This is a genomic window from Paenibacillus monticola, assembly GCF_009664975.1.
Taxonomy (GTDB): domain Bacteria; phylum Bacillota; class Bacilli; order Paenibacillales; family Paenibacillaceae; genus Paenibacillus_AQ; species Paenibacillus_AQ monticola.
This window is the reverse complement of sequence record NZ_WJXB01000017.1, coordinates 34,551-49,903: the sequence shown is the minus strand read 5'-3', so window position 1 is coordinate 49,903 and position 15,353 is coordinate 34,551. Positions and strand designations below refer to the sequence as shown.

The window sequence follows — 15,353 nt, the reverse complement described above, 5'->3', positions numbered from 1 at the left end:
GGGTGTATGATGGTTCAGAAATCAGAGACCCCGGCCTTGAGCCTTCCCTCTAACGGGCAGGAGATAAACGGACAACAGAACCGGTATCTGCGCTTGCTTAAGCTTCTATTGCGAAGCAAGACAGGAACGGTAGGCGCTGTTCTGGTATTGATCGTCATTCTGGTCGCGATATTCGCACCGCTGCTGGCTACTCATGATCCGGCTGAACTTGATCCGCTGCTACGCTTAAAGCCGCCGATGTGGATGGACGGAGGATCATTGGATTACCTGCTCGGAACTGATAACCTCGGGCGTGACATCTATAGCCGCATTCTCTATGGAGCACAGATTTCGCTAATTGTTGGCATAGGCGCAGTATTAGTTTCAGGGGCAATAGGTGCTGTTCTGGGTTTGATCTCCGGTTATTACGGCAAATGGGTAGATGCGCTCATTATGCGGGTGGCTGATTCATTTCTGGCAATCCCGACCATCTTGCTGATGCTTGTGGTGCTCGCAGTTGTGGGTCCAGGGCTGATGACACTTATCTTTGTCATTGGAATAACCAACTGGGTAACGTATGCCCGAGTAGTCCGTGGAGAGGTATTGAGCTTAAAGGAACGTGACTTTGTCAAAGCTGCGAAGGCAGTGGGCTCCACCAATGGACGTATTCTATTCAAACATATTCTTCCCAATGTTGTATCGTCCTTCATTATTATCTCCGGGATGAATGTGGCAACAACGATTATCTTAGAAGCTTCGCTCAGTTTTCTGGGTCTGGGAATTAAACCTCCTTTAGTTTCTTGGGGCGGAATGCTTAGTGATGGCAGACAATACATGGCTACGAGCTGGTGGGTTGCAACCTTTCCGGGGATTGCCATTACGGTGACGGTGTTAGGTGTTATTTTCTTAGGAGACTGGCTTCGCGATGTGTTAGACCCACGCATGAAGGCAAAAGGCTAATTAAGTATTGGATAGGAGGGGAGCCGAAGATGACCCATTTGCTTGAGGTTCACGGATTAAAAACGTATTTTAAAACGGAAGAGGGCCTGGTGCCGTCGGTTAACGGTGTCAGCTTTACTGTAGAGCGTGGAGAGACCTTGGCTATCGTTGGGGAGTCGGGCAGTGGTAAAAGTGTAACCTCCATGTCCATTATGGGATTGGTATCCTCGCCTGGGAAAATTGTCGGGGGCAAGATTACCTTTGAAGGACAAGATCTGCTCAAGCTTTCTGCCAAAGAAATGCGCAAGCTGCGAGGAAACGACATCTCGATTATTTTTCAGGAACCTATGACTTCACTGAATCCTGTATTTACGATAGGCAATCAGATCGGTGAAGTGTATCGCAAGCACCAAGGGTTAAGCAAGCAGCAAGCCCAGGTGAAAAGCATCGAAATGCTGGAAAAGGTAGGCATAGCCAACGCGATAAAGATCGTGCACAGCTTTCCGCATCAGCTCTCGGGTGGCATGCGCCAGCGGGTGATGATTGCCATGGCTCTGGCCTGTCGGCCAAAGCTGCTGATTGCTGATGAACCGACAACCGCCCTGGATGTAACGATTCAAGCGCAAATCCTCGATTTGATCGAGACGTTAAGTAAGGAAGAGAATACAGGCGTTATCCTCATCACACATGATCTCGGCGTTGTTGCGGAGATGGCGGACCGTGTTGCCGTGATGTATGCAGGTGAGATTGTCGAAGAGGCTTCAGTCTATGAATTGTTTGAGCATCCGGGGCATCCCTATACGATCGGTTTATTGGGCTCACTTCCTAATATGAATGAGCAGCGAGAACGACTGGATTCCATTCCAGGCTCCGTTCCAAATATGCTGTCGATGCCAGAGGGCTGTCCCTTTCATCCAAGATGCGCATACGCAGATCAGGAGTGCACGGTGAGTAAGCCTCAGCTAGTAGAGCGAACCGCAGGACATGCTGTCAGCTGTTTGAAAGCAGAGGAGGTGCGCAAATGAATAGCTCATCACAAGTAAAACCGTTATTGGAAGTGAAGGGTCTGAAGAAATACTATCCGGCCAAAAAAGGTTTTCTAGGACGGGAAATAAGCGTTGTGCGTGCGGTGGATGGACTTGATTTCCAAGTATTTCCGGGTGAAACGCTGGGGATAGTTGGGGAATCGGGTTGCGGAAAATCAACGATGGGGCAATTGGTTACACAGCTTCTGGAGCCCACAGAAGGAGAAATTATTTTTGATGGGCAGAATCTGGCCGCTCTAAGTGCTGGAGCAATGAGACATGTACGGCGTGATCTGCAATTTGTGTTTCAGGACCCCTATTCCTCCTTGAATCCGCGCATGAAGGTATTTGATGTCATTGCGGAGCCCTTGATTGTGCACGGTATTGCCAAAGGTAAAGAGCTTAAACAAGAAGTACATCGACTGCTTGCCACTGTAGGTCTCAGTGAGAACCACGGGGAGCGGTACCCGCATGAATTCAGTGGGGGTCAACGGCAGCGAATCGGTATTGCCCGTGCCTTGGCCTTAAATCCCAAGTTGATTGTTTGTGATGAACCTGTATCTGCCCTGGATGTTTCTATTCAAGCCCAAATCTTGAACCTGCTGAAGGATCTTCAACAGCAGTTTCAGTTAACCTATATTTTTATTGCTCATGGCTTGCCCTCGGTCAAGCATATCAGTGACCGGATTGCTGTAATGTATCTGGGCAGAATTGTTGAAATCGCTGCTCGGGATGCTATTTTTGATCAGCCGGATCATCCCTATACTGAAGCGTTATTATCGTCTGTACCTATTCCAGATCCGAAATTGCGGAAGAAGCGGACTCCGCTGACGGGTGAGCTTCCGAATCCGGCAAATCCTCCGAGCGGCTGTGCTTTTCATCCGCGTTGTCCTTATGCTGTTGAACTATGCCGTGAGAAAGCGCCCGTACTGGAAGAGCATCAAGCCGGTCATTGGTCTGCTTGTCATTTTCCATTACACATGAAGGAGCAACTATATGCAACTAAGTAATTATCTTAAAGAGATGAGCTGGCTGACATTTGTAGAACGGAAAAAACAGACGGACCTAGTTATTATACCTACCGGTGCCATGGAGCCTTATGGTCATCACCTGCCCATGGGGGCGGATACGCTAGTGGCCAGCAAATTGGCTGAGCGAGTGGCTGAACGTGTCCATGCTATGATCGGACCGGTGGTTGAGGCAGGTGACTCTTCGATGCTGGATGAATTTCCGGGTACGATTACGATTACACCGGAGAGCCTTAAGGCTTACCTGAATGATGTGATGAATAGTCTCTTGAAATGGGGCTTTAAAGATTTCCTGTTTATAAATGGACATGCCGGCAATGTGGCAGTTATTAATCAGATTGCCTACACACTTCGGGAGAGAACGGATATCCGTAAAGCGCAGATAGATATTTGGCGGTTTATGAAGACCGTCGATCAGGATGTTCTGGAGTCGGGAGAGCTGGCCCATTCCCATGCTGGAGAAGCCGGAACATCGGTCATGCTGGCACTTTATCCCGAACTGGTGAACATTGACCTGACCAGAAAGGTAGTGCGCAAGTCTCCGGATGCTTTTCCGGAAATCATGAAATACGGCAAGCTTTCGGATAACAGTGAGTGGGGTACGATGGGCAATTCTACGCTGGCTTCTGCGGAAAAAGGGACGATTCTCGTCAACCGTTCTGTAGATCGTATGGTGCAGTTTTTGAATGAAAGCTGGAATATCCCAAGGGTGCAGCCACCGGTTAACGAGTCATCGAAAGAAAGAAATCAGTGATGGGAGGCTATTTAGATGGAACAGCAACACTGGCGCTTTGATACGCTAGCCGTTCATGCCGGACAATCACCGGATAAAGAAACAAGGGCCGTTTCACAGGCGATTGTTCCTGCAGTAGCTTATGCCTTCCCGGATACGGATACAGCAGCAGCGGTAGTTGCAGGACATATTGAAGGAACTTATTACGGCAGATACGGCAATCCGACCACGCGCACCTTGGAACGGAAGATCGCTCAGCTCGAGGGTGGAGAAGAGAGTATTGGACTCAGCAGCGGAATGGCGGCCATTTCGTCGGCCCTGCTGGCTTTCCTGCAAGTGGGTGATCATGTACTGGTTACTAAGGATGTTTATGGAGGGACCTATAACTTTATCACTCAAACAGCGCCGCGCTTTGGGATCTCGTATACCTTTGTCGATTGTACTGATATAGAAGTAGTCTCCGCAGCTATTCAGGTCAATACGAAAGCAATATTCGTAGAGACGCCGTCGAATCCACTGCTTACGGTATTGGATTTGCGGGCACTTGCGGATATAGCGAAAGCTAGGCAGCTTCCACTCATCGTGGACAGCACCTTTATGACACCTTGCTTGCAGAGGCCGCTGGAGCTTGGCGCGGATGTGGTTGTCCACAGTGCAACCAAATATATCAATGGGCATGGGGACGTTCTGGCCGGTTTTGTCGTAGGACGTAAATCCGTGATTGAGTTCATCCGCAAACGAATTGCCGGTGATCTCGGACAAAATTTGAACGCTTGGGAATCCTTTCTAATCTTAAGAGGACTCAAGACGATGGGAATCCGGGTGCGGACTCATTGTGAGAATGCGCAGAAGGTTGCTGAATATTTAGACGTTCACCCACAAATTGAGAAAGTGTATTATCCCGGTCTGCTCACTCATCCACAGTATCAATTAGCCAAAGAGCAAATGAGTGGGATGGGTGGGATCGTGTCCTTCGAAGTAAAGGGCGGTTTAGAGGCTGGGAAACGCTTTATGGATCGCTTGAATTTAGCCATGATTTCATTCAGTTTAGGTGACCCTGAAACGCTGGTGCAGCATCCGGCAACGATGACCCATTGCTCTATTCCAGCCGAGGAAAGATTGGCATTTGGCATTACAGACGGATTGATCCGCATATCCGTTGGTTTAGAGGATGCAGCTGATATTATTGCTGATCTGGAACAGGCTCTTGGAAAAACTCAGGGATAAGGGGGATGAAGAAGATGGGGAAAAGACCGATTGAGCCTGAGGTTCTATTAGAATATCAGTGGGTCAGTGACCCTGCTGTTCATCCATTAACTTCAGCAGTAGCGTATATGGTGAAGGAAATAGATCCCGTCAAAAATAATTATCGAACCCATATTCGTGTAGTGTCTATTGAAGGCGAGGATGATACTCCATTGACTGATGGAGACAAAGACAGCTCGCCATTGTGGTCACCAGATGGTAAACAGCTTGCTTTTCTGCGTATTAAAGAGGACGGAAAGCAAGTGTGGACGGTGTCTGCCGATGCGACGCGAATCACACAGCTAACCTATGCTAAACGTAGTGTGGGGAATTTCGTCTGGTCTCCGGACGGCAAGATGATATTGTACTCTTCAAAGGTCAGCAATGACATGAATCTGGAGTCACTCTCTTTGGAAGAAGCCAGGAAAGATGAAGGTAGCCGGGGGAAGATGTATAATCGTACCCTTCCGAAGGCCGAAGGGGCTGGCTGGTGGGATGGGATGTATACACATCTCTTCCTGTTATATCTGGAGAGCGGCGCTATTACACAGCTTACCTCTGGGAATTATAATGCGTCACAGCCTGCTTGGTCCCCGGACGGTCAAGAGATTGCCTTTCTGGCTAAAATCATCAGCGATGCTGTGAATGATCCAGACCTTGTTCCCTATAATGATGTATATACGATGAATTTGACGGATATGAAGCTGAAGAAGCGAACGATCTCCACAATAAATATTAATCAGTTTAATTATTCCCCAGATGGGACCTCGTTCGCTATTATTGGAGATGACCGTAAGTACGGTAGTGGCACACAGAATCGCTTATATACCGTTTCGACATCAGGCGGTACGATAGAAGTGTTCCCTGCAGAGATCGATATGCAGATCGGTAATTATATTCTAAACGATGTGAAGTCAGGGATGGCCGCACCGGGGCCTTTATTTGTTCCGAATGGAACGGAAATCTATTCATTGGGTACTTCTCATGGCCAAGTGCATCTTTACCGTTTCGCCAAGAATGTTGCTCCAGAGGCGGTAACTAAAGGAGATATTGATATTTATCAACTTACCACTACAGCAGAGGGTACATTTGTAGTGGGTACGGCGATGGATGCACAGGGACCAGCTGAAATCGTCCGTATCGATACGCAAACGGGGAGAGTGCTTCGGCTAACGAACGGCAACAAGAAGCTAATGGATGACCTCAATCTAAGTGTGCCTGAAGAGCTGTGGGTAGACGTGCCGGACGGATATCCCCTTCAAGGCTGGATTATGAAACCGCCAGGCCTGTCCGTGGGACAGAAGGTTCCGCTAGCTTTGGTTATCCATGGCGGTCCGCATGCCATGTACTCTCCGACTTACAGTCATGAGCTGCAAACGTTGGCAGCGGAAGGTTATGCCGTATTGTTCGCGAATCCGCGAGGGAGCTTCGGCTACGGACAGGATTTCGCGCAAGGATGCCGCGGTGATTTTGGCGGGGGAGACTATGAGGATCTGATGGCAATGGTGGATACGGCGCTTGCTCGTTATGACTACATCGACGATACCCGTCTCGGCGTTATTGGGGGTAGCTACGGAGGATTGATGACCAACTGGATCGTGACCCAGACTAAACGGTTCCGTGCTGCAGTCTCCCAGCGGAGCATATCGAACTGGTTGTCCTTCTACGGACTTAGTGATATTGGCATCTCCTATACCGAAGGAATTGTCGGCGGAAATCCTTGGGATCAACCCGAATTGCTCTGGCAGAGATCCCCGCTTGCTCACGTCAAGAAGGTGGAAGTCCCCATGCTTATTATGCATGGAGAGCAGGATCTTCGTTGTCCGATCGGACAATCCGACGAGTGGTATACTGCGCTAAAGCGATTAGGGAAAAAAGCGCGCCTGATCCGCTATCCAGGCTCCAATCATTCATTTCTGAAGATAGGCAAGCCGTCTTACCGTGTGGAAGCGCTGGAAGAAGTAAACAGCTGGTTTAACGAACATCTCCGTGGAGGTGAATAACATGACAATCCGTATACAATTGCCGCTGCCACTAGCTTTATTATTTGAGAACTTGCGGACCAGTGGTGAGCCGGATGAAGTCGTCATCGCTAGTATTCAGAACAAGGATTTCTCCGCTTTGCTGGACCATATCGCCGAACCTGCGATGGATATCACGGACCGTGCCGAACTGGCTGAGGAGCTACATATCGATTGGAGTCTTGTCGTCCGGAATGGGTATGAGTTTGGATTTCTGCATACCAATGGCTTGAAGAAGCTGCTGCGTTTCCGGTTTCATAGGATAGAGAATCGGGATTACGTGCAAGAGGGCCTGAGCCTTCAGCAGCTTGCCCTGAGTGGGGAAGAGATTGCTACTCTACAGACGCTGATTCATAGACAATGGAATGTGATTGAAAAGGGAACTGTGACAGAGAATGGCAAGGTAAGAGTTACTCTGCAGAATAAGAGTGAAGAGCTTGCTAAGTAAGACTGAAATAACTGAAGCCAGAATCGCTAGTTGCGGTTCTGGTTTTTTGTGTTGGTAGTGAAGTGATTGTTGTTCAGGGGAAAAGAGGTTGATTGTTTGAAATGGATTATTATGGGTATATATAAATGTTGTTTAATATAGTAATGATTTACATATTATTAAAGGGGAGAGCCCTTATCTGGACATGAAGGAGAGTCAAATGATGAAACATATTCAAGCGGACGTTGTTATTATCGGAGGGGGAACTGGCGGCTGTGCGGCGGCACTGGGCGCTGCAAGATCAGGGCAGTCAGTTGTCATGACCGAAGCCTATGACTGGATTGGCGGACAATTGACCAGTCAGGTGGTACCGCCGGATGAGCCCCGGTGGATCGAGCAATTTGGGTGTACGGCAAGCTACCGGACCTATCGAAATGCGGTGCGTCACTATTATCACAGGTTCTTCCCGCTGACGGAGCAGGCTCGTGCCCGTGTCGCCTTTAATCCTGGAAATGCCTGGGTCAGCAGACTGTCCCACGAGCCGCGCACTGCGCTTGCTGTACTCAGGGATATGCTGGCTCCTTATGTGCACAGCGGGCGAGTGCAGATTTGGACCGGATATAAGCCAGTGAAAGCTGAGACCGATGGAGATGATGTCATATCCGTGACCATATGCGGTCGTGAAGGGGATCATCTGGTTTTGACAGGCCGATACTTTCTCGATGCGACAGAAGAGGGAGATTTGCTGCCACTGGCAGGCGTGGAATATGTGACCGGTGCAGAGTCAGCCACCGAGACAGGAGAGGCTCATGCGCTCGCAGGTCAGGCAGACTCCAAAGATATCCAGGCGTTTACGCATTGTCTGGCGCTCGACTATGCCGAAGGGGAAGATTACACGATCGCCAAACCGCAGGAATATGAGTTCTGGAAGAACTATCAGGCCAATTTCTGGCCGGCTCCGCAGCTCAGTTGGACGGTTCCTTCACCGGCAACGCTGGCACCTATCACTTATGTACTTATGCCGGGAGAAGGAGCAAATCCCCTGTTCACGTATCGCCGACTGGCTGACCGGAGCAACTTTCAGCCGGGAACTTATGAGACGGATATCAGTGTGGTCAACTGGCCACAAAATGACTATTGGCTGGGACCTATTATCGATGTTTCTCCCGAAGAAAGGAACCGACATCTGGAAAGTGCCAAGCAGCTTAGTCTTTCTCTTCTGTATTGGATGCAGAGGGAAGCCCCCCGTGCGGATGGAGGCATCGGTTATCCCGGATTGCGCCCGCGACCTGATGTTACGGGTGCGCCGCATGGCCTGGCCCAGGCCCCTTATATTCGTGAAGGACGCCGTATTCGCGCAGAATTTACGGTATTAGAGCAGCATCTCAGCCCGGTGAATCACCCGGATGGCAAAGCGGAGAAGTTTGCAGATACGGTAGGCATCGGCAGCTACCGGATCGACCTGCATCCCAGCACGGCGCTGCGGACATTTATAGATATCCCCTCGCTGCCGTTCCAGATACCACTGGGCGCACTGATACCTATTAGGGTAAATAACTTAATTCCAGCCGCCAAAAACATTGGCACGACCCACATTACCAATGGCTGCTATCGTCTTCACCCGGTAGAATGGAATATTGGGGAGGCTGCTGGCATGCTGGCAGCCTACTGCATTGAGAACAACGTAAGGCCCCGCGATGTGAGAAATTCACCAGAAATGCTGGTGAGTTTCCAGACCCGCCTGCGCAACAACGGCTTTGAACTGGAATGGCCGTCGATTGGCGCTGTCTGATTATAAAAGAAATCGACTTTTAAACAGTTACCTAAGGTTGGGAATATTGACTTTTACCCCGTTCTTATCTAATATGGATTTAGAGCAATTTGGCGATGGAGTTCGCCATAACCGTCTTTCTAAAGACTAATGACTCCTACCAGTGAGAATGATGCTGGTAGGAGTCTGTTTTGTGTTCATGACTTATACTAATTATAGGAGCTAAATTCGATGAGGAACTGGGAGAGACGATGGATCAAATTCGCTGAGGGGCGAAGTCAGCTGGCGCTGTGGAGCACTTTTGTGAAATGGATTGTATTAGGTGGAATTGTGGGGATATTAAGCGGCACGGCCTCGGCCTTTTTCCTGAAAAGCCTGGATTACGTCAGTGACCTGCGGGTAACTCATTCCTGGCTGCTGTACTTGCTGCCGCTCGGGGGAGCATTAGTCAGTTATTTGTACATGCGCTTCGGGAAAAATAGCTCCAAAGGCAATAACCTCATCCTGGAGCAAATTGGGGAAGGTAACGAAACTATACCTTTACGCATGGCTCCTTTGGTCCTAATAGGAACGCTGATTACACACTTGTTCGGAGGGTCAGCGGGTAGAGAGGGAACGGCTGTGCAAATGGGAGGGAGTCTCGCGGAGTGGTTTGGCCGCTTGATTAGAATCAACCCTATGGACCGTAAAATCTTGTTAATGTGCGGAATAAGCGGCGGTTTCGGCTCTATATTTGGGACCCCGCTCGCCGGAACCCTCTTTGGTCTTGAAGTGATTGCCATCGGTTTAATTAGTCATAAGGCTCTCCTGCCTTGCTTTGTTGCCAGCTTTGTCGGGGATCAGGTCACTACCCGTTTCTGGGGTGTTCATCATATCCATTACCTAGTTGGTGAAGTTCCCGCGATGAGTTTTACGGTTTTGCTTAAGGTCGTAATAGCCTCTATCTTGTTTGGCTTGGTGAGTATTCTATTCAGTGAACTGACGCATTTTCTGAAGCGGACCTTTACAGCCCTGTTTAAGAATCCCATGTTAAAAAGCGCCATAGGCGGCTTTATTATTATCGCCCTAGTATTTATCGTAGGCTCCCGGGACTATCTCGGACTAGGGATTCCGCTGATTCAGGATTCTTTTCAAACCGATGTTTCTCCGTTCGCCTTCCTATGGAAGCTGATCTTTACCTCCTTCACCTTGGGAACCGGTTTTCAAGGCGGAGAGGTTACACCTTTGTTTGCGATTGGGGCCACTTTAGGGAATGCGCTGGCTGGTGTACTGCATGTCTATGGCCCCTTTTTAGCTTCGCTTGGCTTCATTGCCGTATTTTGCGGAGCCACCAATACTCCAATCGCCTGTTTTCTAATGGGAATTGAGCTGTTTGGTTCGACGGGTGCTATTTATATGTTCATTGCCTGCTTGGTCAGTTATTTATTCTCCGGTCATAGCGGAATCTACACGTCACAGCTGATTGGCATATCCAAAAGTCATTTGCTGTCTATTCCTGAAGGCACGACAATTGCTTCTGTTCACAGTCTGCGCAAGAGAAAAGCGGCAGATCAAGAGAAGCAGTGAGGTCGTCCTGGAGTTGAATCATTTGGATGGATGTCCTGGATACTTCACGACAGGCCATTTCACCTTGCGTAACGCATTCATGACCTCGGGTCCCACATGCAGATTACTCTCCACTAATTCAGGTGGCGTCAGCGCCATCCACTGGTTGAGTGAGACATCCTCGAAGCGGTCGCTTTTGAACATTTCAAGGAACCATAAGGTGTCTGTGCCTGTATTCTGAATATAGTGTCCAAAAGCAAAGGGTACATACCCCACATCGCCGGCTCTGTAATTAAAGGTGCGTGCTGCGCCATTTCCGGCGAATACGGTCATACGTCCTTCACCGGTTAGATAATATTGCCATTCATCATTGTTAGGATGCCAGTGCAGCTCCCTCATCGCCCCAGGCTCAATTTCTACCAGAGCGGCAGCGATCGTCTTGGAGATTGGGAAGTTTGAGGAATCTACGATTCTTACACTTCCGCCAGGAGTCTTCAATGGGGGCTGGGCTAACAATTGATGTTTAAAGCTTTGCGGGACCCCGCCATAGGGTGATTGTACCGCTTGACTCTGCAAGGAGCCGGGTACATGATCTTGATAGATGTAGACTTGGGTATTTGGGATGTTATCAAAGGCAGCAGCAGGGACTCCGAAGTTAGCGGATAGCACTTCCTTCGGGGTATGGGCAAACCAATCGGAAATCGATAGTGTGTTGAGATCGGAGAATTTCCCGTCATCGAAGACGAGCAGAAATTCGCAGCCTTCCTCCAGTCCTTGTATAGAATGGGGGATGCCAGGCGGGAAATACCAGAGGTCTCCTGGACTCACATCAGCTATGAAGTTGCGGCCATTCTGATCCATGGCGGTAATGCGGGCTCGGCCTAACAGCATATAGGACCATTCTGCCTGCTGATGCCAATGGAGTTCACGTACTCCGCCAGGGGTAAGGCTCATATTGACGGCGGCAAGGGTCGTAGCGATAGGCAGTTCCCGGACGGTCACTTCGCGTGACCAGCCACCGTGATTCAGCTGCATGTGGGTATCAGAGAATGAAAATTTGAGATTTGGAATTAGGCCGGAATCAGTAACCGGAGGGACGAACATATCCGGGTTCTCCCGATCCCGCATAACATCACGGGGACCTCTGTCTAGTGCACCAGTACCATCGCTTCTAATGGGTTGAGGAATAGAATCCATGGGTTGAGCCTCCTTCTAGATATACTTAATTCTTAATACTTAATAGCAATTAACCCAATGAGAATATATGCGGACTGCTTTTTTTTATGATAAGGGAGCAACATAACAGATACTAACAGATACAAGAGAGAGCGGGTTTAGCGTAAATGACAAGAAATGAACAACAGCGGTACCGCTTCAGTGAAGCGCCGATTTGGGAGCTGCAGCGTACTTATTTTGAAGAACAGGGAATGAAGGCTTGGGAGAATGATCAGGTTCCGCAATATATAACGAGTAATCCCATGATCGCAACGGCCTATGCGGAGATGATCTTCGGATTTCTGCAGGATCGGGCCGGGTTAGGCCATACTTCAGAACCGGTTACGATTCTTGAGCTGGGGGCGGGAGCAGGCCGCTTAGCCTTTCATGTACTCCAGAAACTAGTCGAACTGAGGGATTACGCCGGTATTTCACTGCCTCCTTTCCGATATGTAATGAGTGATTTAGCTTTCAAAAATATCACCAGCTGGCAGCAGAATCCCGGCTTGCATCCTTTTGTGGAGCAAGGGCTGCTGGATTTCGCCCGTTTTGATGCTGTGCATGATACCGAGCTGAAGTTGACAGAAGCTAATATCAGCGTCCGCTCAGGAGAGCTGCAGCAGCCTTTGCTGATTATTGCCAACTATTTCTTTGATAGCATTCCGCAGGAATTAGTCTATATAGATGAAGGGAAAATCTACGAGTGTGAGGTTTCACTGCATTTTCCGAATGATACGGAAGGTGTGGAGCCAGAGAATAGACTGGAAACAGTCATTCCTGAATACCATTATGTACGGGCAACCGCATACGAAGAGGAAACTTACCCCTATCACGATCTGATGGCGCTGTATCAGGAGAAGCTGGAGGATGCACATATTCTATTCCCTGTCGTGGGACTTACTTGTTTGGAGCGGCTCAGTGGGCTGTCCCAATCGGGTTTCCTGCTGCTCACCGCAGATAAAGGCGATCATCGGCTGGCGAACTGGGAGTTTGCCGAACCGCCCCAGCTTATTCATCACGGAAGCTTCTCACTGACGGCGAACTACCATGCCCTTCAATTTGTTTTTGAGCAAAAGGGTGCTTTGTCTCTATTCACGACACATCACTATAAAGACTTAAATGTCGGCAGTATTCTTATGCTGCAGTCGCCAATGCATTATGCGAATACCCGACTGGCGTACCGCCGGTTTATTGATCGCTTCGGGCCGGATGATTTCTTCAGTATGAAGGAATGGATCGATCAGCATTTCGATAGTATGGGATTACAGCAGATTCTGGCCTTTTGGCGATTAGGTCGCTATGATGCGGAATTATTCATCCAAAGCGCTGAACGTATTTCAGACTTGCTGCAGGATGCCAGTGACGAAGAAATGCTGGATATTCAAAGCGGCATCCACTTGATGTGGAACGGCCACTATGCCATGGAGCAGAGTTACGATTTAGCGCTGGACTGTGGGCTGCTGCTGTTCGAGATGGATAGGTTCGAGGATGCACGGTTATTTCTGGAACGTTCATTGAGTGCTAATGAGGAAGAACCTTTATCAACGGTGCTCTTTAGTCTGGCCATCTGTAACTATGAGCTTGGTGCTGAAGCGGCTGCACTGGAATATACGCATAAAGCCTTAGTCCTCGAACCCGGGCATGAAGAAGCCTTGGAGTTGTTGGCGGCGCTGAACGAGTAATGGATTTGACAACGGACCGCCTTCCACATATTTTCTCCACAAAGGTTCTTTATGATAAAGCTATGATGAAGAACCTTGAGGAGGAAGCTTATGAATTGGTCATGGTTAATAATACTTGTCTGTCCGTTAATGATGATATTTATGATGTTCGGCATGCGCGGATCACATGGGCATGGATCGAAGGGGTCGCATTCCCCCAGTAATGAAGAGTTAGTGAAGCAATTGAATGAATTAAAGATGCAGAATGAAAAAATGAGTAAAGATATCCAGAGTCTCACACCGTAAAGCAGTCAGAGTGACTTGATATTTCAAAAAAAACCGGGCAGATACAGGGATTATTTGGTCATCCCCCTGTCAAGTAGACAGATGAAAAAAGCTATGCAGCCAGCGCGTGCCGATACTCAATCGGTGCGCGCTGTTTGAGTTTGGCCTGAAATCGCTGGTAGTTATAAAAGTAGATATAATCCTCGACGGCTTGATGGATCTCCGCTTCTGATTTACACTGGTGAAGATACAACTTCTCTGTTTTGAGATGCGAAAAGAAGGATTCGATGCATGCGTTATCTAGGCAGGTTGCTTTGCGAGAGTGGCTGCCTTTAACGCCGAACGCCTCTAATCGTGTGTTGTACGCCTGAGACGTATACTGGAAGCCTTGGTCCGAATGGAGTACGGCTTCCGAGACGTCTCTTTTTCGCGTCCACTGCTCCACTGTATCCAGGACTAGTTTCACATCGTTACGGTCGGAAATTTGCCAAGCGACAATCTCATTGTTAAAGAGATCCTGAATCACGGACAGATAATAAAATTGGGTGCCATCTGAGATATACGTAATATCGGTGACGAGCTTCTGTTGAGGGGAAGTGGCATGAAACTTACGCTTCAATCGGTTCGGATACACCACGGATGGAGTATTGCTGGAACGATTTCGTTTCTTTCGGATCACCGATTGGATCGACAATTCTTTCATCATTCGTCCTACCTTTTTATGATTGACGAGGTAACCTGCTTCCCACAGAGCTGTCCGCATTCGGGGGTATCCGAAAAAGGGATGTGCCAGGTGAATGGCTACCATGTGCTCTTTAATTTCATGATCCTGCGTGCGTACTTCGACCCGTCGTGACCGTGTGGCTCGCCACTTGTAATAACTGGCCCTAGGGAGCCCTGCAATGGCTAATAGGCGTGTAACGCCGTGTAGGTCACGCAGCTCCTCGATGATTTGGTAATGGTCCTGTGATCTCAATTTCTCTCCTTTACTAGATTGGGATACCGCTTTTTTAGGTAGTCCACCTGCGCTTTCAAGTAATCCCGCTCTTCTTCAATGCTGGCAAACGTCGTACGGGAGCGTCCTTTTATAGGACTGGATAAGCCCTTACGGGTATCGAACGCTTCCCCCTTTTGGTACTTCCTCACCCACACTTTCAGTTGGGTGCTGTTCCGAATACCCAACATTTCTGCCACTACATTATAGCTGGCGGATCCCTCCAGATACTCCCTGACCGCCGCCATCTTGAAATCCTCCGTATACTGTTGAAATACTTGTCCTTTTCTGGCCATAAAAATATCCCCTCCAAGTTTACTCATTCCTAATGATAACATTAGGTTTTTTACGAGTGTCTACTTGAAGGGGATAATACCAATTCCTGCATTTTGCCCGGTTTTTGGTTATTTACAAGGGTAAGGATATCTGTACAAACTTATGAAATCTAAATGAAAAGATATTTACATTTTTCATTTCTCAGCATA

General features: G+C 48.6%; 15 protein-coding genes and 1 riboswitch. Of the genes, 12 read left to right on the top strand and 3 right to left on the bottom strand.

Annotation, left to right across the window (positions count from 1 at the left end; translation table 11 throughout):
- Positions 1-9: 9 nt before the first annotated feature.
- From GJB61_RS28410 to GJB61_RS28370, 9 genes are all read left to right on the top strand, one after another.
- On the top strand, positions 10-939 hold the full coding sequence (locus GJB61_RS28410; RefSeq protein WP_154122445.1) for an ABC transporter permease: 930 nt from the start codon (positions 10-12) through the stop codon (positions 937-939).
- Positions 940-968: 29 nt separating this feature from the next.
- Entirely contained in the window at positions 969-1,943 is a 975-nt protein-coding gene (locus tag GJB61_RS28405; RefSeq protein WP_154122408.1) for an ABC transporter ATP-binding protein, read from the top strand.
- Complete coding sequence (locus tag GJB61_RS28400) at positions 1,940-2,953, top strand: ABC transporter ATP-binding protein (RefSeq protein ID WP_154122407.1); 1,014 nt, start codon at positions 1,940-1,942, stop codon at positions 2,951-2,953. The genes GJB61_RS28405 and GJB61_RS28400 overlap by 4 nt, the downstream gene beginning before the upstream one ends.
- Complete coding sequence (locus GJB61_RS28395; protein ID WP_154122406.1) at positions 2,940-3,725, top strand: creatininase family protein; 786 nt, start codon at positions 2,940-2,942, stop codon at positions 3,723-3,725. The genes GJB61_RS28400 and GJB61_RS28395 overlap by 14 nt, the downstream gene beginning before the upstream one ends.
- 15 nt (positions 3,726-3,740) lie before the next feature.
- Positions 3,741-4,931 carry a trans-sulfuration enzyme family protein gene (locus GJB61_RS28390; RefSeq protein ID WP_154122405.1) on the top strand — a complete coding sequence of 397 codons (1,191 nt, stop codon included), beginning with the start codon at positions 3,741-3,743 and terminating at the stop codon, positions 4,929-4,931.
- 14 nt (positions 4,932-4,945) lie between these two features.
- Positions 4,946-6,952, top strand: a complete 2,007-nt coding sequence (locus tag GJB61_RS28385) for a S9 family peptidase (protein WP_154122404.1) — start codon at positions 4,946-4,948, stop codon at positions 6,950-6,952.
- 1 nt (position 6,953) lies between these two features.
- Positions 6,954-7,418: a hypothetical protein gene (locus tag GJB61_RS28380; protein WP_154122403.1), complete on the top strand. Its 465-nt coding sequence runs from the start codon at positions 6,954-6,956 to the stop codon at positions 7,416-7,418.
- A 199-nt stretch (positions 7,419-7,617) separates the two neighbouring features.
- Positions 7,618-9,189: an FAD-dependent oxidoreductase gene (locus tag GJB61_RS28375; RefSeq protein ID WP_154122402.1), complete on the top strand. Its 1,572-nt coding sequence runs from the start codon at positions 7,618-7,620 to the stop codon at positions 9,187-9,189.
- Between the two features lie 82 nt (positions 9,190-9,271).
- Positions 9,272-9,335, top strand: a riboswitch (Fluoride riboswitch).
- Between the two features lie 64 nt (positions 9,336-9,399).
- Positions 9,400-10,734 (top strand): voltage-gated chloride channel family protein, encoded by a 1,335-nt coding sequence (locus tag GJB61_RS28370; protein ID WP_154122401.1) that lies wholly within the window; start codon positions 9,400-9,402, stop codon positions 10,732-10,734.
- A gap of 18 nt (positions 10,735-10,752) precedes the next feature.
- Here GJB61_RS28370 and GJB61_RS28365 read toward each other — a convergent pair whose 3' ends face one another.
- The gene (locus tag GJB61_RS28365; protein ID WP_154122400.1) at positions 10,753-11,910 is read right to left on the bottom strand and encodes an oxalate decarboxylase family bicupin; all 1,158 of its coding nucleotides are present in this window, start codon (positions 11,908-11,910) and stop codon (positions 10,753-10,755) included.
- 146 nt (positions 11,911-12,056) lie between these two features.
- On the opposite strand from GJB61_RS28365, the gene GJB61_RS28360 reads away from it, so the two are divergent.
- Genes GJB61_RS28360 through GJB61_RS28355 form a run of 3 tightly spaced genes read left to right on the top strand, consistent with a single transcriptional unit; the run spans position 12,057 to position 13,895 of the window.
- Entirely contained in the window at positions 12,057-13,610 is a 1,554-nt protein-coding gene (locus GJB61_RS28360) for a tetratricopeptide repeat protein (protein WP_154122399.1), read from the top strand.
- Complete coding sequence (locus GJB61_RS32015) at positions 13,610-13,813, top strand: hypothetical protein (RefSeq protein WP_229522510.1); 204 nt, start codon at positions 13,610-13,612, stop codon at positions 13,811-13,813. Before GJB61_RS28360 ends, GJB61_RS32015 begins: the two co-directional genes overlap by 1 nt.
- On the top strand, positions 13,740-13,895 hold the full coding sequence (locus GJB61_RS28355) for a hypothetical protein (RefSeq protein ID WP_229522509.1): 156 nt from the start codon (positions 13,740-13,742) through the stop codon (positions 13,893-13,895). Before GJB61_RS32015 ends, GJB61_RS28355 begins: the two co-directional genes overlap by 74 nt.
- A 91-nt stretch (positions 13,896-13,986) precedes the next feature.
- On the opposite strand, the gene GJB61_RS28350 is transcribed toward GJB61_RS28355, so the two are convergent.
- Both GJB61_RS28350 and GJB61_RS28345 read right to left on the bottom strand, forming a co-directional pair.
- The gene (locus tag GJB61_RS28350) at positions 13,987-14,850 is read right to left on the bottom strand and encodes an IS3 family transposase (protein ID WP_154122397.1); all 864 of its coding nucleotides are present in this window, start codon (positions 14,848-14,850) and stop codon (positions 13,987-13,989) included.
- The gene (locus GJB61_RS28345; RefSeq protein WP_154122396.1) at positions 14,847-15,164 is read right to left on the bottom strand and encodes a transposase; all 318 of its coding nucleotides are present in this window, start codon (positions 15,162-15,164) and stop codon (positions 14,847-14,849) included. Before GJB61_RS28345 ends, GJB61_RS28350 begins: the two co-directional genes overlap by 4 nt.
- Positions 15,165-15,353: the final 189 nt, after the last annotated feature.